We start from the raw sequence: 17,952 nt of genomic DNA, 5'->3' as shown, positions 1-17,952 counted from the left end.
GCGGGTTGGGCGGCCGTTATTGTTGTATCCGGATTGGTGAATTTCGCGATTCCGGCCCTTATGCGGTGCCCGACGCCATGCCCGCGGCCGCGTGCCTGCGGCCCGCAGCCAAGGCCGCCGGCTTGCCGCTGATGGCGGGCCGGATGCACGCGGGTCCGCAGGCCTGCACCCAGGCGTGCTCCACCGGCACGCCGCCGTCCGGCACGGCCGCGGGCAGCAGGACGCGGAGCATGTCTTGCAGCACGTCGCTGTCCGTCAGGTCGAGCCTGACGGCATCCCGTCCCTCGGTGAGCGCGGTGCGCAGCACGCGCAGTTCGCCGAGCTTCTCGTCGGCGAACGCCAGCGCGTGGCGGGGCAGTCCGCGCGGCGCCGGCCCGCGCCCGAGCGCCACCGGCGCATGCAGCAGGCTGCAGGACGGCTGCAGCGCCAGCCGAACCTGCGGGATGAGGCGCCGCAGGTTCTCGAGCAGCGCGCACGCCGCCGTAAGGTCGGACCGCCAGACGCTCCGGCCGTCGACGATGCCGACGCCGAGCACCAGGGCGGCCGGGAAGCCGTGCTTCGCCACGGCTTGCAGCGCGCGGCCCCCGTCCGCCGTAAAGTCGAGGCCGATGCCGGCGGCGGGCAGCTCAAGCAGCCGCGCGCATTCGTCCGGCAGACCGAACGTGAGCTGCAGCATCAGGCGGAGCGGCGGCGCCGCGTCGTGCAGCGCCCGGTAGGTCCGCTCGATGAGCGGCCAATGCCGCGGCGGCACGGCCCGGGCGAGCTCCGGTTCCTCGAGCTGCACCCAGGCCGCGCCGGCCTCATGCAGTCCGCGCAGCGCCTCCGCGTACGCCGGCGCGATCCGTTCAAGCGCCTCTTCCGGCGGGAGCCCTTCCGCCAGTTTCGCGAATGTATAAGGGCCGATCATGACCGGCACGGGCAGCGCCCGCAGATGCGCGCGCGCCTCGCGGAACGCCTCGGCCCACGGATTGCGGACGAGGCGCGGCGCCGTGTCCGTGTCCGCCGCCGGTTCCGGCACGATGTATCGGTACGGCGTGCCGTACCACGGCTTCGTCCGGCAGGCCGCCGCTCCCGGAGCGCCTTCGGCCATGGCGAAGGCGAGCGCCGCCGGCCCGCGCGCGGCCGCCTCCGCGAACCGTTCCGGCACGAGGCCGAACGCGATGCTGTGGTCCAGCACATGATCGTACAATGCGAAATCGCCGACCGGAATCCAGTCGACGCCGGCTTCCTGCTGTTTCAGCAGACGGGCGAGCCGGACCGCCTTCAGCCGTTCTTCCAGCTCCCGTTCGCCGATGTTCCCCGCCCGGTACGCTTCCAACGCCGCTATGCCTTCCAGCCGTTCGCCGATTCTCGGGTAACCCAGGTTTGCAATGACAAGGTCAGGTTTCTCCACTTCCGATCCTCCCCGCGGCATGATCCGCAGTCAGTCTTTTCAATAAATATACACCAATAAGAATATTTATTCAACCAAGGCGCAGCAAACCGGGCAAATCCCCATGACCGGCCAACGGCGGCGGGCAGCGGACGTCCCTGCGGCTCTGGCGGCGGAGCCCGGCATGGGCGACGATGGAAAATGAAAAAGCTTGATAAAACGCCCAAATCGGTTTATAAATAGATTAGAATTATTATTAAATAGATTTAAATCTAACGGAACGGGAGAGATGGGAATGGACACGACGGCAAGCACCGGCAAATGCCCTTTTTCGCACGGCAGCGTCACGAGCCACAGGCCCGAGGCGACCACGAACAAACATTGGTGGCCCAACCGGCTCAACCTGAGCATCCTGCGCCAGCATGACCGGAAATCGAACCCGATGGGTGAAGATTTCGATTATGCGAAGGAGTTCTCCAAACTCGACTACTTTGCTTTGAAAGAAGATCTGCGCAAACTGATGACCGACAGCCAGGAATGGTGGCCGGCCGATTACGGGCATTACGGTCCGCTCATGATCCGGATGGCCTGGCACTCCGCCGGCACGTACCGCACCTTCGACGGCCGCGGCGGCGGGAACTCCGGCACCCAGCGGTTCGCCCCGCTGAACAGCTGGCCGGACAACGCCAACCTGGACAAGGCGCGCCGGCTCCTGTGGCCGATCAAGAAGAAGTACGGCAACAAGATCTCCTGGGCCGACCTGTTCATCCTCGCCGGTAACGTCGCGATCGAGTCGATGGGCGGCCCGACGATCGGTTTCGGCGGCGGACGCGTCGACGTCTGGCATCCGGAAGAGGACATCTATTGGGGATCCGAGAAAGAGTGGCTCGGCGACAACCGGTATTCCGGAGACCGCGAGCTGGAAAACCCGCTGGCGGCCGTTCAGATGGGCCTGATCTACGTCAACCCGGAAGGCCCGAACGGCAATCCGGACCCGGTCGCAAGCGCACGCGACATCCGCGAGACGTTCAGCCGGATGGGCATGAACGACGAGGAAACCGTGGCGCTCATCGCCGGCGGCCACACGTTCGGCAAGGCGCACGGCGCGGGCGACGCCGCGAAGGTCGGTCCCGATCCGGAAGCTGCGCCGGTCGAGCACATGGGCCTCGGCTGGATCAGCTCGCACGGTTCCGGCAAAGGCCGCGACACGATCAGCAGCGGCATCGAGGGTCCCTGGACGTCGAATCCGACGAAATGGGACAACGGCTTCTTCCAGAACCTGTTCGGCTATGAATGGCAGTTGACGAAGAGTCCGGCGGGCGCCTGGCAATGGGAGCCCGCCGATCCGAAGCCGGAACATCTGGCTCCGGACCCGGAAGATCCGTCCATCCGCGTCAAGCCGATGATGACGACGGCGGACATGGCGCTGCGGTTCGATCCGGTCTACGAAAAAATCTCCCGCCGTTTCATGGAAAATCCGGAGGAATTCGCCCGGGCGTTCGCCCGCGCGTGGTTCAAGCTCACGCACCGCGACATGGGTCCCCGAACGCGGCTGCTCGGTCCGGAAGTGCCGCAGGAAGACTTCATCTGGCAGGACCCGGTGCCGTCGGTCGATTACACACTGACGGAAGAACAGATCGAGGACATCAAGCAGCGGATTCTCGACTCCGGCCTGACGGTGAGCGAACTGGTCACGACGGCGTGGGCAGCGGCAAGCACGTTCCGGCATACCGACTTCCGCGGCGGCGCGAACGGCGCGAGAATCCGTCTGGCGCCGCAGAAGGATTGGGAAGTCAATCAGCCTGAACAGCTTGCGAAAGTGCTGCGGATCCTGGAAGCCATCCAGGAAGAGCTGGATCCGAAGGTCAGCCTGGCCGACCTGATCGTGCTCGGCGGAAGCGCGGCGGTCGAGAAAGCTGCGCGGGACGCCGGATTCGACGTCAACGTTCCGTTCGCGCCGGGTCGCGGCGACGCAACCCAGGAGCAAACCGATGTCGAAAGCTTCGCCGTGCTGGAGCCGCTCGCCGACGGTTTCCGCAACTACGTGAAGAAGGGCGTTCCGGTGAATCCGGCGGAGCTCCTGATCGACAAGGCGCACCTGCTGGGTCTGACCGCTCCGGAAATGACGGTGCTCATCGGCGGCATGCGCGTGCTCGGCACCAACTTCGGCGGCACGAAGCACGGCGTATTCACGGACCGCGTCGGTCAGCTGACGAACGACTTCTTCGTCAACCTGCTGGACATGAACATCCAGTGGAAGCCTGCCGGCGACGGCGTGTACGAAGGACGCAGCCTCAAGACGGGCGAAGTGCTGTACACCGCGACGCAGGTGGATCTCGTGTTCGGCTCCAACTCCGAGCTGCGCGCCATCTGCGAAGTATACGCCCAGGACGACAATCAGGAGAAATTCGTGCGCGACTTCATCGCCGCCTGGGTCAAGATCATGAACGCGGATCGCTACGATCTGGCTTTATCGCATTGATCGAAACCATAAGCAAGGAGCAGTATGGACGACATACTGCTCCTTGTTTTTGCGGCTCAGCCAATATTCAGCCGATATTCGTATTCATTTCGCTGTCCAGCCGCTCGTAGACGACGGCGCCTTCCGGGGCATGGGTCGTCAGGTTCATTTGCCTTGCCCGTTGAAGCAGCCGGTAGAGCGTCTCGAGATCGGACTGGGCGGCCGCGTCGCTGAGCGCTTCGAGCGCGGCGATCCGCTGGCGCAGCGCCTTGTTCTCTTTCTCCACCGCTTTCACGCGGTCGCGATAGCTGGTCAGTTCCTGGGCCAGATTCGCGAACAGCACCTGCACTTTCGGCACGGCGTCCAAAAGCTGCGAAAGCGCGGCGGGGAGCTGGGGCGTCTTCGCCAGTCCCTTCGTGAGCGCGGCGCTGTCCGCCGGGGCGGACGCCTGATTTCCGGCCGCTTCCTGGCGTTTCTGGCGCCGGCCGCGCCGCGGCTGCACGGGCAGGGTGTAATGGTTTTTGAGTTCGGTGTTCCAGCGGAATCCGCAGGCCGCCGCCGATCTGCCGGGCAGCAGTTCCGCAGCCGCGGCAAATGCCGCCGTCAGCGATGAACCGGATTCCAAATGCTGACGGATGACGCCGACCAGCGTCTCATCCTCGCCGGGTGTCCATCTTGCGCGTGTTTTCTCCGAAATCACTGGCATACACTCCCTTCGAATCTGTTAACCATTGTTGCCGAATCCGGACAATCTATTCTTGCGAAACTCGGAATTTCCCGAAATCGATTCGTGCAATTCACCGGATATGCGAGATGGCGTGCGGTAAAAATTTTTTCAAAAAGCCGCTTGACTCTCACGTTACGTGATACTGTAGATTGGGGTGCGAAAGGAGGTCAGACCTTTCCATGCGGGTGAAAGAAGTGGCCGAACTGGCCGGCATCAGCGTGCGCACGCTCCATCACTACGACGAAATCGGCTTGCTCGTGCCCGACGGGGTGACGGAAGCCGGTTACCGCATCTATTCCGAGCGAAATCTGGAAACGCTCCAGCAAATCTTGTTTTTCCGCGAGCTCGGTTTTCCGCTGAAGCGGATCAAGGAGATCATCACGGATCCGGATTTTGACCGGCTGGCAGCGCTGGAACTGCACCGGAACATGCTGGTGGAGCGGAGAAAACGGCTGGACAACATGCTCGCTACGCTGGAAAAAACGATACGACACGCGAAAGGGGAAATTGAAATGTCGGTGAAAGAACGATTCGAAGGGTTCGACTTCAGCAAGAACCCGTATGAAGAGGAAGCCCGCAAACTTTGGGGAGACGAGGCGGTCGACCATTCGAACGCGGCGCTCCGCAGCCTGTCGAAGGAAGAAATGGCCGAGCTGCAGGACGAGATGAACGCAATCTACCGGAAGCTGGCCGGGCTCAGACATACGGCGCCCGATTCGGATGAGGCGCAGGCTGCAATCGGAGAATGGTATAACCTGCTCCAGAGGTTCGGCAGCTATTCGCCCGAAGCGTTCCGGGGCCTCGGCCAAATGTATGTGGACGATGAACGGTTCACGAAGAACATCGACAAATTCGGTGAAGGACTTGCCGCATTCATGCGCGACGCGATGGCCGTTTACGCGGATCGTATGCAGGCGTGAAGCGGCGGAAGGCAAAGCCCGGAGGCTTTGCCTTCCTTGTGTTCCGCGGCCTGATTCGGCCGGATTAATCGGCTGAGCCTTCGCCGGCCGCGCCCGCTTCCGCTTCACCGGATTCGGCCGGCATGACGACCATGCCCGATTCGACCGAAACGCCGGCTTCGTTTCTGCCTGCAGCACCATTCGCTTCCTGGTTGGCAATCGCTTCATCCAGCGCCGCCTGCAGCCGGGTCTGCATGCTGGCGAGCGCTTCCGCCACGGTCTTCTGGTCGCTCGTGACGGCCTTCATCTCTTCCGAGCCGATCGTGTAAAATTCGTTGAAGAAGTTTGACGGCAAATCTTCGAAGCCGGGATATAATTCGGTGCCCGACGGTTCCAGCAGGTAGAACGCGGCCAGGTTCCGGCCCTCATCATCCCGGATATATTTCGTGCGGACCGGGAACTGGCCGTTGAACGCTTTCGACGTGACCCGCGCATATTCGTCGCTGTGGATGTAACGGATAAAGTCCCATGCCGCGTCGCGATTGGGCGACTCCGCATGGATCGCGAAAATGTTATAGAACGATACGTTGTTCGTATAATCGGGGTTGGCCGGATCGACCGGAATGGTGACGAGATCCCAGTTTTTGACCGCCTTGTCCGGAATGACCTCTGCGGCTTCACGGATTTGCTGCATCAGATACGTGCCGTCGATCGCCATGGCGACTTTGCCGCTGACGAACGGATTCTGAAGCAGATATTCCTCGTAAGATCCGCTGAAGCTCATATTCTCATTATTGTACAAGGTGCCGGACCGGATGGCCCTGAGCGCTGTCTCGTACGCGTTGACCCAGGATTCGGAGTCGATCGAAACCCGCTTGTCAGCCGGGTTCACCATACGAAGTCCCGAGGTCGATCCAATGGCAAGTCCAAGCTGGAACAAGTCCGTCGAATAACCCACTCTGAGGCCGTAGATCCGGTCTTCGTCCGATCCGTCCGTCGGGAACCGGCCGGCCAGGTTGAGCACTTCCTCCCAGCTCATTTTGTCGGTCGGATATTCGATGTTGTACCGGTCGAACAGGTCCTTGTTGTAATAGATAGCCTGGGAGTAGAAATTCGGCGTCAGGCCGTACAGTTCGCCGCCGCCCTTTTCCCGCATCAGATCGATGAGCCCCGGTATGAATCCTTCCAGATCCAGCTTGTCCCGCGTGAGATAGGATTCGAGCGAGACGAGCCGTCCGTCGGCGGCGAATTTTTCATATTGTTCCTGGTTCAGCATCAGAATGTCCGGCTTTTCGTCCTGGATGAACTGCTCAAATTTCTTCTCGTACTCTTCGCTGCTTTCGATTTCGGAGACCTGGATTTTGTTCGTGCTGACGACTTCGAACTCGACATTCGGATTCAGCGCGTAATACAGCATGCCGTATTCGGAGTTGAACGATTGCTCGTTCCAATGCATCACTTTGAGCGTTACCGGCTCGCCGCCGGATTCCCGGTTGCCGTCGCCCGAACTGCATGCGGTCAGCAGCAGGGCCAAGGCGAGCACGGCCGGCAGCCAGCGCTGCAGGAGCAGCCGGATCGTGCTGCGTTGAGTTGAGCGAATCAAGGAAAAACTCCTCCCCCTGTCCAGTATGTTTTGTACGTTGCGGTAATGTGTCGTTTTTCCGCAGGCAAAAGTCGACTCTTTATATAGACGTTGGACAAACGGGTTTGGTTTCATTTGGAAGATTTGGAGGGTCCGGGTTGTGGACAAAACCACCCGCCGCGCGGATAATGGAAGCGGGAGGAGAAATTCGTGGCAATTTTGCGGAACGATTGGGCCGATTACCTGGAGGCGGAGTTTTCGAAACCGTACTATCAGCAATTGCGCAAGTTTCTTGTCGAAGAGTACCGGACGCGGGTCATCTATCCGGATATGTACGATATTTTCAATGCGCTCCACTATACGTCCTATGCCGATACGAAGGTGGTCATCCTCGGGCAGGACCCCTATCACGGCCCGGGGCAGGCGCACGGCCTCTGTTTCTCGGTGAAGCCGGGCGTCCCGCAGCCGCCGTCTCTGCAGAATATTCTCAAGGAACTGCATGACGATCTCGGCTGCGCGGTGCCGCAGCATGGCTGCCTGGTCCGCTGGGCGAAGCAGGGCGTCCTGTTGCTCAACACCGTGCTCACGGTGCGCGCCAATCAGCCGAATTCGCACCGCGGCATGGGCTGGGAGACGTTCACGGACCGCGTGATCGAGACGCTGAACATGAAACAGGAGCCGGTCGTGTTCCTGCTCTGGGGCAGCCATGCGCAGAGCAAGGCGCAGCTCATCACGAATCCGCGCCATCATCTCATCCGCTCGCCTCATCCGAGTCCGTTGTCGGCGTACCGCGGCTTCTTCGGCAGCCGCCCGTTCTCGCGCGCGAACCGGTATTTGCGGGAGAACGGCGTGACGGAGATCGACTGGCAGCTTCCGCTCCATGCGGACGAGGCGATGTGACGGCATGGCTTGTATGCGCGGAGGCGTTGGGCGGAACAGCCGCCGCAGGCCGGGCGCAGCCGGAAGTGGTGCAAATCTGCACCAGATGAAGCTTTTTGGCATTACCGGGTCAAATGTAGTGCATTTGTGCACCAGAATGCCCATTACCGGGCAGGCGCCCGCCGCACCCTCCGCAACCTTTCCCCAAAACAATGGTTGACAGACCGTCGCCCCCGTGTTAAAGTGTTGGTCATCAGCCTATACCCACTAACCATATTGGAATTATAATAAATTTGTCGACCATTCCCGTGGAGACTTTCTGCTGCCCCCGCACGCGGAAAGTCTCCGCTCTGTTTCAAGGAAGGAATACCGATGGCTGATACCATGGGAGAGGTCATTCACTGGCCGGACTACAAGTTCGCGGAGTATTGCAAGAGCCGCTATCGGGTCAACCGCGGCGTGTACAATACGATCGATGTCTGGCTGTACGAGCACGGCTGCCGCGACATCGGGGAGCGCAGGCGGCTCATCCTGCTGTTTCTGGCGGCGTGCAGCGAGCAAGCCGACGAGGAGGACGGCAAATTCCTCAAATTCGGCAAAGGCGGTTTGACGGACCGCATCCGCCAGTATGTTTTCGGCGCCCGGCAGGCCGGGAGCCGGTTGGTTCACTGAAAAAACGATAACGTCGACCGTACGGACGGAGGCATTCTCGAAGCGGAGGATGCCTCCGTTCCGCTTGGGACAGGGAAAGGATGATTCGATGAGCCAGAGCCGGGCGGATCAACTCGACATTCGGCACGTCAGCAAAACGTTCATCACGCAGAAAGGCAGCGTCCACGCGCTCGACGACGTCAGCCTCCGCGTGCGGGAGGGCGAGTTCATCACGCTGATCGGTCCGAGCGGCTGCGGGAAGAGCACGCTGCTGAAGATCGTCGCGGGGCTTGACGACAGCTACGAGGGCGACGTGCTGCTGGAAGGGCGCCGCGTGGCCGGCCCCGGCATCGACAAGGGGTTCGTGTTCCAGGAGCCGCGCCTGTTCCCGTGGCTGACGGTGGAGCGCAATATTGCGGCCGACCTGTCGCTCCGGGATCCCGGGGTGCGGAAGCGGGTCGACGAGCTGATCGAGTTGGTGCGGCTGCAGGGATTCGCGAAGGCGTATCCGCGCGAGCTGTCCGGCGGGATGGCGCAGCGGGTCGCGATCGCGCGGGCGTTGCTCCGCAGCCCGAAGGTGCTCCTGCTCGACGAGCCGTTCGGCGCGCTGGACGCCTTCACGCGGGCGCACATGCAGGAAGTGCTGCTCGACGTCTGGCAGACGAACCGGACGACGATGCTGTTCGTCACCCACGACATCGACGAGGCCGTGTTCCTCGCGAACCGGATCGTCATCATGCGGCCCAGGCCGGGCTCGATCCGCGGCGTCATCGTGAACGATCTGCCGTATCCGCGCAAGAAGGCGAGCAGCGCGTTCCAGGAGATGCGTTTCCGCGTGCTGAGCGAATTCGAGAAACCGGAAGAGCCGGTCGCCGCGGACTGGGCCGGACTGTGACCGCGGCGCGGAGAGGAGGGTGAACATGGCCAAACCGATCGAATCCGGAGTCCGCCGGGAGCCGAACCGGGCGACGATCGTCGCGCTCGGCTCCATCCTGCCCGTCCTGCTGCTCGGCGGATGGCAGCTCGCCGGCGACATGGGCTGGATCTCGACGCTGCTCTTCCCGACGCCGCTCACGATCGCGGAGACGTTCGTGCGGCTTGTATCCGGAGGCGAGCTGTGGATGCATCTGCGCATCAGCTTCGTGCGCGCCGCCCTCGGGTTCGCGCTCGGCGCGGGGCTCGGCCTCTTCTTCGGCCTGCTCGTCGGGCTGTTCCGCCGGGCGGAGCGGTCGCTCGATCCGTCGATCCAGATGATCCGGATGATTCCGCATCTCGCCGTCGCGCCGCTGTTCGTGCTCTGGTTCGGCATCGGCGAGGAGTCGAAGGTGCTGCTGATCGCGAAAGGGGCTTTTTTCCCGCTCTACATCAACACGTTCCTGGGCATCCGGGGCGCGGACAACAAGCTGTTCGAAGTCGCGCGCGTGCTCGGGTTCAGCAGGGCGAAGCAGGTGATGCGGCTCGTCATCCCGTCGGCGCTGCCGAACATTCTGCTCGGCGTCCGGCTGTCGCTCGGCGTCGCCTGGCTCGGCCTCGTCGTCGCGGAGCTGATCGCGTCGACCTCCGGCATCGGGTACATGATGTCGGACGCGCGCCAGTTCAACAAGACGCCGGTCGTCTTCGTCGGCATCATCCTGTTCGCGCTCGTCGGCGTGCTCGTCGACGTGTTCGTCCGGCTGCTCGAGCGCCGGCTGCTGCATTGGCGGGAAGGGTACAAAGGCTGACCGGCCGGGACAGGCCGGCCGATGATCTCAGCCGATCATTCCGGCGAAAAGGAGGCTTACCATGAGCGAAAACATTGAAACGCTGCGCCCGGGACAGATCCGGGATGCGGCCGCCCCCGCCCGGAGAGGCTGGGGCGGGCGCCCGATCCGGCAGGCCGGCGCGGATTTCCTGGCGGGCGCAGCGCTTCCCGTCGCCGTCATCGCCCTGTGGCAGCTGGCGGGCGACGCGAACCTGATCGACCCGTTCTTCCTGCCGACGCCGCTCGCCATTCTGGAGGCGTTCCGCGACCTGATCGCCTCGGGCGAGCTCGCGCACCATCTCGGGGTCAGCGTCCGGCGCGCGGCCGTCGGGTTTCTGTTCGGCGGCGGGCTCGGGCTCATCCTCGGGCTGATCGCCGGGTTCAACCGGAACGCCGAATACGTGCTGGACCCGAGCATGCAGATGCTGCGCATGATCCCGCACCTCGCCATCGCGCCGCTCGTCATCCTGTGGTTCGGATTCGGCGAGACGTCGAAGATCATTCTCATTGCGAAGGGAGCCTTTTTCCCGCTGTACATCAACACGCTCATGGGGATCAGGGGCGTGGACGAGAAGCTGGTTCAGGTGTCCCGCATTCTCGGCTTCGACCGGCGCATGCAGCTGACGCGGCTCATGATTCCCGCGGCGATGCCGGGCATCCTGCTCGGCCTCAGGCTGTCGCTCGCGCTCTCGTGGCTCGGCCTCGTCGTCGCGGAGCTGCTCGGCTCGACGAACGGCATCGGCTTTCTGATCAACGCCGCGAAACAGAACGGAACGACGGAGATCATTTTCGCGGGCATCGTCATTTTCGCAATCGTCGGCAAATTGCTGGATTCGTTCGTGAGGCTGCTCGAGCGCAGGCTGCTGCACTGGCGCGACAGCTATCACGGATAAATCATAGATGAACAAGCATGAGGGAGGATGAAACCATGAGCATTGCGCACGCACGGCATAACGAGCTGTCCCTGGAAGCGGACGTGCTGATCATCGGCGGCGGTCCGGCGGGTACGTGGGCGGCGATCAGCGCGGCTTCCCGCGGCGCGAAGGTCATTCTGGTCGACAAAGGGTACTGCGGCACGAGCGGCGCGACGGCGCCCTCGGGCACCGGCGTCTGGTATGTGAAGCCGGATCCCGTCCTGCGGCGTCAGGCGAAGGAGAGCCGCTACGCGCTCGGCGGCTTTCTGGCGGACAACCGGTGGATGGACCGGGTGCTCGATCAGACGTACACGAACATGAACCGGCTGGCGGAGTGGGGCTATCCGTTCCCGCTTAATGAATTCGGCGAGCCGCACAAGCGCGGACTGCAAGGGCCGGAATACATGAAGCTGATGCGCAAGCTGGTGAAGAAGGCCGGCGTCAAAATTCTCGACCACAGCCCGGCGCTCGAGCTGCTGGCGGACGAATACGGCGTCGGCGGCGCGTCGGGCATCCGGCTCGAGACCGGCGAGCCGTGGACGGTGCGCGCGGGCGCGGTCGTCATCGCCACCGGCGGCTGCGCGTTCTTGAGCAAGGCGCTCGGCTGCAACGTCCTGACCGGCGACGGCTATCTGCTCGCCGCGGAGGCGGGGGCGGAGCTGTCCGGCATGGAATTCTCCAACGCCTACGCGATCTGCCCGGTCTTCTCGTCCGTCACGAAGACCGCGTTTTACCGCTACGCGACGTTCTATTACGAAGACGGAACGGTCATCGAAGGCGCGGGCTCGCAGCGCGGCCGCTCGGTCATCGCGCGCAAGCTGCTCGAAGGGCATCGGGTGTTCGCGCGGCTCGATCAGGCGCCGGAGGACATCCGGCCGCTCCTGCGCGTGAGCCAGACGAACTTCTTCCTGCCGTTCGACCGGGCGGGCATCGATCCGTTCCGCGACCTGTTCGAGGTGACGCTCCGGCTCGAAGGCACGGTGCGCGGCACCGGCGGCATCCACATCACGGACGAGACGTGCGCGACGAAAGTGCCGGGGCTGTACGCGGCGGGCGACGCGGCGACGCGCGAGCTGATCTGCGGCGGCTTCACCGGCGGCGGCTCGCACAACGCGGCGTGGGCGATGTCGTCCGGCACGTTCGCCGGCGAAGGCGCGGCGGATTACGCGCTGAAGCTCGGACAGCGCGGAACCGGGCGGCGGCTGCGCGGGCTGTCCTCGCAGGCGATCGCGGGCCGGCAGGGACAGACGCCGCAGCGGACGGCGGAGTTCATCCGCGCCGTCCAGTCGGAGGTGATGCCGTACGACCGCAACCTGTTCCGCACGGAGGAGCGGCTGAACGACTCGCTCGTCCGGCTTGACGGGCTGTGGCGCGACATCCGCAGCAGCAGCGTGCCGCTCACGACGGATGCGGTGAAGGCTCGCGAAGCGGCGGCGATGACCGCGACCGCGCGCTGGATGTACCGGACCGCGCTGCATCGGACCGAGACGCGCGGCATGCACAAGCGGGAGGACTTCCGCACGCTGGACGAGTCGCAGAAGCACCGCCTGGTCAGCAGCGGGCTCGACGAGGTCGCCGTCCGGACCGAGCAGGTCGGGAAGGAGGCTGCGCTGGTTTGATCGAGATCATCAGCGAAACGAAATGCACCGCCTGCAACCAGTGCGTGAACGTCTGCCCGACCCGCGTGTTCGACCGGACTGACGGCATCCCGGTCATCGCGCGGCAGGAAGATTGCCAGACCTGCTTCATGTGCGAGCTGTACTGCCCGGTCGACGCCCTCTATGTGGCGCCCGAGGCGGAAACGCCGTCCGGCGTCCGCGAGGAGGAGCTGGAGCGCTCCCGGCTCATCGGCGGCTATCGCGAGAAAGTCGGCTGGGGACCGGGCCGGACGCCGGTCGCGCAGCATGAATATCTGTATCAGCTGTACGTCAAGACGAATTTTGGCTGAGCCCGGGGAGGACGCGAATCAACGTGACAGCGAAAAAAAGACGCATGCGAAGACGAACCCTGTGGGCGCGCGCGGCCGCGGCGGGCGTGCTGGCCGCCGCCGCGCTGCTGCTTGCGGCATGCGGCGCGGGCAGCGGCGGGGCCGTGAGCGGAGACGCGGAATCCGGCGGCGGCGTGCCGTCCGTCATCACCTACGGCTACATCGGCCTGAACGATCTGAACCTGCCGACCGGCGCCGAAGGCTGGGGGTTCCACAAGGGCATCATCCAGGAAGAATTGAAGAAGTACGGCGTCGCCGAGGTGAAGCTGGTCGGTTTTCCGAACGGTCCGGACCAGAGCGAGTCACTCATCAGCGGCCGGATCGACTTCGGCAGCCTCGGCGACACGCCGGCGATCCTCGCCCGCTCGTCGGGGGCGAAGTCGCGGCTCATCGCGCAGGGGCTGACGGAAAACATCGGCTACCTGATCGGCAAGAAGGACGGGCCGAAGTCGGTTCAGGAGCTGAAGGGCAAGACGATCGCCACCCAGAAGGGCTCGTTCATGCACCGGTATCTCGTCGGGCTACTGGAGAAGGAGGGCGTCACCGACTACAAGCTGGTGCACATGCTGCGGCCGGACGGGGAGGCGGCGCTCGCCCGCGGCGAGGTGGACGCGATGACGAACAACGGCGTCAACGCGCTGAAGCAGATCGAGCAGGGATTCATCCACATCGACGACGCGTCGAAGCATCCGGAGTTGTACGGCACGAGCGTGACGGTGGCGTCGGAAGATTTTCTGAAACGGTTCCCCGATTTTCCGCGCGTCTGGAACGAGATCCGGCTGAAGGCGCTGGAAGATCTGCTGCAGCATGAGGAGGAGTACTACGAGCTCGTGGCGCAGATCCAGAAGACGACGCCCGAGCTGGTGAAGCAGGTCAGCCCGGTCTCGACGATCAAGGACACGCCGTTCACGGAGGAAGGGCTGAAGCTGCTCGAAGGCACGAAGGATTTTCTGGTGAAAGAGAAGCTCGCGGACAACGACTTCGAGATCGAAGACTGGATTCTGCGGGCGGAATAGGAGGGAGAGCGAAATGGGCACGCAGACGGCGGTCACACTCGCGCCGTTCAAGCTGGAGCAGGCGGACGGCACGGTGCTGGAGGGCGAAGTCCGGGTGATCGAAGGCGGCGGGCGAAAGCCGGCGCTGCTGCTCGGCCACGGTTTTCGCGGGCACAAGGATTGGGCGTTCTGGCCCGATATCGCGGAGCGGTTCGCCCGGCAAGGATATTACGCGGTGACGTTCAACTTCGCGCGCATCGCCGCGGCGAAGTCGGGCGACGCGCGGAAGGCGGCCGAGACCGTCACGCTGTCGCGCGAGCTGGAGGATTGGCGGACGATCGTGCGGTCCGCGGTCCGCGGGGAGCTGCCGCTGGCTGAGGGGGCCGACCTGGGGCGGCTGGCCGTGCTCGGCCACAGCCGCGCGGGGACGAGCGGCCTGCTGATCGCCGGCGAACTGACGGAGGTGAAGGCGGCCGTCGTCTGGAACGGCGGCGGCGCGCCGATCCGCCCCTCGGCGGAGGAGGGGCAAGAGCTGACGCCCGCGCAGCAGGCATTGATCGACGACCTCGACCGGAACGGCGAACGGTTCGACGCGCGGCGCGTGTTCGCTTCGCTCGCGATTCCCGTGTTGATCGTGCAAGGCGAAGCGGACGGCGAGCGGCTGTTGGAAAATTTCAAGGCGCTGCGGGATCTGGCCCCGCACCAGTCGTTCGTCGCCATTCCCGGCGCGGATCACCGGTTTGGCGCGGCAGACCCGTACGCGGGGACGACGCCCGCGCTTGACATCGCGGTCTCCGAGACGGCGGCGTTCCTGGACCGCGTCTTCGGCTGATGGCGCCGGGCTGGCTGCGGCAGTTCGGCGCGCTGCTCGCCGTGCAGCTGCTCATCTCGACATCGCACGGGATTTATGCGCCGATCGTCTCCCGCCATCTCGCCGAACTGGGACTGTCCGGAACGGCGCTCACGACCTGGACGGGCATCGCCTTCGCGGCCAACTTCCTCGCGATGATCATCATGCTGCCGATCCTCGGCCGGCTCGGCGATCGGATCGGGCGCAAGCCGATCATGGTCTGGTCCGGCTTCGGGATGGCGGCGGTCACGTCGCTCATGGCGTTCGCGAGCCATCCGGCCGAGCTGACGCTGCTCCGCTTCCTGCAGGGCTGTTTCACCGGAATTTTGCCCTTCTCCAACATTCTGGTGCTGACCGGCGCGCCGCGCCACCGGGTCGCGTTCTCGGCGGGGCTCATGCAGATGATGGGCGAGAGCGGCCATGTGCTCGGGCCGATCCTCGGCGCCGCCGCGATGACGGCGCTCGCGCCGCGCGAGACGTTCCCGCTCATGAGCGTGCTGCTCGTGGCGGGCGCCGTGATCGTCACGCTGCTCGTGCGGGAACCGCCGCGGCGGCCGGCGCCGGAGGCGGCGAAGACGAATCTCATCCAGGACATCGCCGCGATCTGGCGCCGGAAGCCGTTCCCGCATTTGCTGCTCGGCGCGTTCTGCACGAACTTCTGCATCACGGGCACCAGCCCGCTGCTCGCGTTCTACATCGAGCGCGCGGAGCACCGCTGGTGGGAGGGCGGCCTCAATCTCGGCTTCGCCCTCGCGGTCACGTCGCTCGCCGTGATCCTGTTCTCGCCGCTGCTCGGGCGCGTCGCGGACCGGATCGGTCCGCCCGTGCTGCTGAAAGCGGCGACGGGGCTCGCGATCGCGCTCAGCGTGATCCAGGCGGTGACCGACAGTTACGGCGTCATCGTCGTCTGCCGGTTCCTGATGGGCTTGTGCGTCGCCGGCATGCTGCCGAACATCCAGGCGCAGATCCGGCGGAACGTCGCGCCGGGGATGGAGAGCCGCACCTACACGATCGCGAACGCCTGGCAGTTCACGGGCAGCCTCGCCGGTCCGACGATCGGCGGCGTCATCGCCGGGCTGCTCGGCATCCACGGCTGGTTCTGGGCGATCGCGCTCGTGTTCGGCGTCAGCCTTTGGCAGGCGCATCTGGCCGGCCTGTCCGCGGCGGCGGCGCCCGCGGATCGGGTCAAACGCCCGTCGGCGGTGCAATCGTGAATGTGAAAAAAGCTTCCCGATGATCCACGGGTCGGATCAGCCGGGAAGCCTTTTGCATTTTCATTCCATCTTCAGGTCCAGATCCAAATACATCGCGATCGTGCTGCGTTCCGGCTGTTCGGGCTCCGCGATGTGCCCTTCGGCCAGCGCATGGCGCAGGCAGATCATCCGCATGTCGTACAGCTGCGCGCCGGAGACGTATTTGAGCTGTTCCGCGAGCCGCGCGGGGCAGCCCTGGCCGATGAGGTGGTGCACATCCCGGTACAGCCCGTTCATGATGTCCAGCAGCCTGATATAGGCGGGATGCTCCTTGTACGAGCGAAGCGCTTCCCTATGTTCGCGCCGGAACACGGGGAAGTTCGGGATGATCCGCTCCGGATGGTCGGCGAGAAAGCCGCGTTCGATCAGATTGCGGATCACGCCGGCTTCGACGCGGCTCAGGTTTTCCTGCGCGGCGCCTGCGCGGATGGCGTCAGCGAGGACGCGCGTCTCGAAATGGTTCAGTTCGCCCGCGCGGTCCCACAGGCCGGGCAGCCCGAGCTTGTAATGAAACATGATGCCGCGGCCTTCTCCGCTGCCGTTGTGGCCGATGAACAGGTTGTACGGCAAGTCGCACTTCTCGTATCCGACGATTTCCCATCGGCCGCCGTGCGGACGGAGGGTGTAGGCATGATAATCCGGCACGCCGCCGCCGCGGTGTGTTTCGGCGGCGATGCTGTCCACCGCCAGCGGAATCAGCGTCCAGAGCAGGAACCCGCGTTCGAACCTTTGTCCGATGGCCCGCTGCACATCCTCTATCGCCGCATCGAGCAGTTCGATGAGCAGCGGGGCGAACGTCCGCCCGGTCTCCTCCAGCTTGCGGAAAATGGCAAGCCGCGTGTCCTTGTCCAGAATGATGAAATCCGTCTCGTACCTGCCTTTCGCCACTTCCCTGAGCAGCGTCCCTTCCGTGAGCAGCCGCACCTCTTCTTCCATGTACGGCATGGCGACTCCGAGCTCGAGGGACAATTCCTCCAGCGTCATTGGGTTCCGGTATGCCGCGAGCAGAATGTTCTTCGGAATAAGCCGGTTGATCAGGCTCCACGGCGAGCCGTCCCGTCCGTTCGCTCCGCTCTTGCTGAAATCCACCTGCTCGGCTTTGAAGCTCCGCACGCCCGTCTCCCTGGCCATCTCGATCCCCTCCCGGATAGTCTTCCGGCAATCGTGAAGCCGCCGCTTGACCGTGCCTTCCGGCACGCCGAGCCGCGCCGCGATGTCCGCGATCCGCTCGCCCGCGAAATAGTAGGCGACGACGATGTCGCGGTATTCCGCCGTCAGCAGTGCCAGTTCGCGCCGAAGCGCTGCGATCTCGCCGGCCCGGACGAGCGAGGCTTCGGCGGAAGGGCTGTCGTCGGTCTGCGCGGACAGGACGCGTTCGTCATGGACGTCGGCCGAGCGCCTGCGCCGCTCCTTCGCCCAGCGGGCATAGCGGTTGCGCGCCACCGCCCAGAGCCACCGGTCGAAGTCGGCCGGACGGCTGCCGCCGGCGAGGCTCGCGAGCGCCTGCACGGCGATCTCCTGCGCGAGATCTTCCGCTTCGTGGCGGCTGCCCGTCTTCCGCAAGGCGAAATAGTACAGTTTCTCCAGATGGCTGCGCTCCAGCGCCGCACCCGCCGTTGCCGGAACATCAAGGTTTGCCAC

16 protein-coding genes are annotated in these 17,952 nt (G+C 64.2%); 12 read left to right on the top strand and 4 right to left on the bottom strand.

Annotated features, from left to right (window positions below; translation table 11 throughout):
* Window positions 1-58: 58 nt before the first annotated feature.
* A complete protein-coding gene (locus tag C6W55_RS07970) occupies window positions 59-1,393 on the bottom strand; it encodes a hypothetical protein (protein ID WP_286892266.1) in 1,335 nt (444 codons plus the stop codon).
* Between the two features lie 274 nt (window positions 1,394-1,667).
* Between C6W55_RS07970 and katG the strand changes: the two genes are divergently transcribed.
* On the top strand, window positions 1,668-3,854 hold the full coding sequence (gene katG / locus C6W55_RS07965) for a catalase/peroxidase HPI (protein ID WP_286892264.1): 2,187 nt from the start codon (window positions 1,668-1,670) through the stop codon (window positions 3,852-3,854).
* Between the two features lie 67 nt (window positions 3,855-3,921).
* Here the strand turns inward: katG and C6W55_RS07960 are convergent, their stop codons facing one another.
* The gene (locus tag C6W55_RS07960) at window positions 3,922-4,533 is read right to left on the bottom strand and encodes a hypothetical protein (protein WP_286892262.1); all 612 of its coding nucleotides are present in this window, start codon (window positions 4,531-4,533) and stop codon (window positions 3,922-3,924) included.
* Window positions 4,534-4,739: 206 nt separating this feature from the next.
* Here C6W55_RS07960 and C6W55_RS07955 point away from each other — a divergent pair, with 206 nt between their 5' ends.
* A complete protein-coding gene (locus C6W55_RS07955; RefSeq protein ID WP_286892260.1) occupies window positions 4,740-5,480 on the top strand; it encodes a MerR family transcriptional regulator in 741 nt (246 codons plus the stop codon).
* Between the two features lie 64 nt (window positions 5,481-5,544).
* On the opposite strand, the gene C6W55_RS07950 is transcribed toward C6W55_RS07955, so the two are convergent.
* Window positions 5,545-7,062, bottom strand: a complete 1,518-nt coding sequence (locus C6W55_RS07950; RefSeq protein ID WP_286892259.1) for an ABC transporter substrate-binding protein — start codon at window positions 7,060-7,062, stop codon at window positions 5,545-5,547.
* A gap of 189 nt (window positions 7,063-7,251) precedes the next feature.
* On the opposite strand from C6W55_RS07950, the gene C6W55_RS07945 reads away from it, so the two are divergent.
* The 10 genes from C6W55_RS07945 (at window position 7,252) to C6W55_RS07900 (ending at window position 16,272) form a co-directional block, all read left to right on the top strand.
* Window positions 7,252-7,941 (top strand): uracil-DNA glycosylase, encoded by a 690-nt coding sequence (locus C6W55_RS07945; protein ID WP_286892257.1) that lies wholly within the window; start codon window positions 7,252-7,254, stop codon window positions 7,939-7,941.
* A 351-nt stretch (window positions 7,942-8,292) separates the two neighbouring features.
* A complete protein-coding gene (locus C6W55_RS07940; RefSeq protein ID WP_286892256.1) occupies window positions 8,293-8,592 on the top strand; it encodes a hypothetical protein in 300 nt (99 codons plus the stop codon).
* 88 nt (window positions 8,593-8,680) lie between these two features.
* Window positions 8,681-9,466, top strand: a complete 786-nt coding sequence (locus C6W55_RS07935; protein ID WP_286892254.1) for an ABC transporter ATP-binding protein — start codon at window positions 8,681-8,683, stop codon at window positions 9,464-9,466.
* A gap of 25 nt (window positions 9,467-9,491) precedes the next feature.
* Window positions 9,492-10,292, top strand: a complete 801-nt coding sequence (locus C6W55_RS07930; RefSeq protein ID WP_286892252.1) for an ABC transporter permease — start codon at window positions 9,492-9,494, stop codon at window positions 10,290-10,292.
* A 61-nt stretch (window positions 10,293-10,353) separates the two neighbouring features.
* A complete protein-coding gene (locus C6W55_RS07925) occupies window positions 10,354-11,205 on the top strand; it encodes an ABC transporter permease (protein ID WP_286892251.1) in 852 nt (283 codons plus the stop codon).
* Window positions 11,206-11,240: 35 nt separating this feature from the next.
* On the top strand, window positions 11,241-12,845 hold the full coding sequence (locus tag C6W55_RS07920) for an FAD-dependent oxidoreductase (protein WP_286892250.1): 1,605 nt from the start codon (window positions 11,241-11,243) through the stop codon (window positions 12,843-12,845).
* On the top strand, window positions 12,842-13,174 hold the full coding sequence (locus C6W55_RS07915) for a 4Fe-4S dicluster domain-containing protein (RefSeq protein ID WP_286892249.1): 333 nt from the start codon (window positions 12,842-12,844) through the stop codon (window positions 13,172-13,174). Before C6W55_RS07920 ends, C6W55_RS07915 begins: the two co-directional genes overlap by 4 nt.
* A gap of 23 nt (window positions 13,175-13,197) precedes the next feature.
* Window positions 13,198-14,229 carry an ABC transporter substrate-binding protein gene (locus C6W55_RS07910; protein ID WP_015253996.1) on the top strand — a complete coding sequence of 344 codons (1,032 nt, stop codon included), beginning with the start codon at window positions 13,198-13,200 and terminating at the stop codon, window positions 14,227-14,229.
* Between the two features lie 13 nt (window positions 14,230-14,242).
* The gene (locus C6W55_RS07905; RefSeq protein WP_015253997.1) at window positions 14,243-15,040 is read left to right on the top strand and encodes an alpha/beta hydrolase family protein; all 798 of its coding nucleotides are present in this window, start codon (window positions 14,243-14,245) and stop codon (window positions 15,038-15,040) included.
* Window positions 15,040-16,272 carry an MFS transporter gene (locus tag C6W55_RS07900; RefSeq protein ID WP_015253998.1) on the top strand — a complete coding sequence of 411 codons (1,233 nt, stop codon included), beginning with the start codon at window positions 15,040-15,042 and terminating at the stop codon, window positions 16,270-16,272. The genes C6W55_RS07905 and C6W55_RS07900 overlap by 1 nt, the downstream gene beginning before the upstream one ends.
* Window positions 16,273-16,332: 60 nt before the next feature.
* Here the strand turns inward: C6W55_RS07900 and C6W55_RS07895 are convergent, their stop codons facing one another.
* Window positions 16,333-17,952, bottom strand: coding sequence for an RNA polymerase sigma factor (locus C6W55_RS07895; RefSeq protein ID WP_286892248.1), 1,620 nt, complete (start codon window positions 17,950-17,952; stop codon window positions 16,333-16,335).

The sequence above is a fragment of the Thermobacillus sp. genome, from assembly GCF_003390775.1.
Classification (GTDB): domain Bacteria; phylum Bacillota; class Bacilli; order Paenibacillales; family Paenibacillaceae; genus Thermobacillus; species Thermobacillus xylanilyticus.
This window is presented reverse-complemented; position numbering and strand designations above follow the sequence as displayed.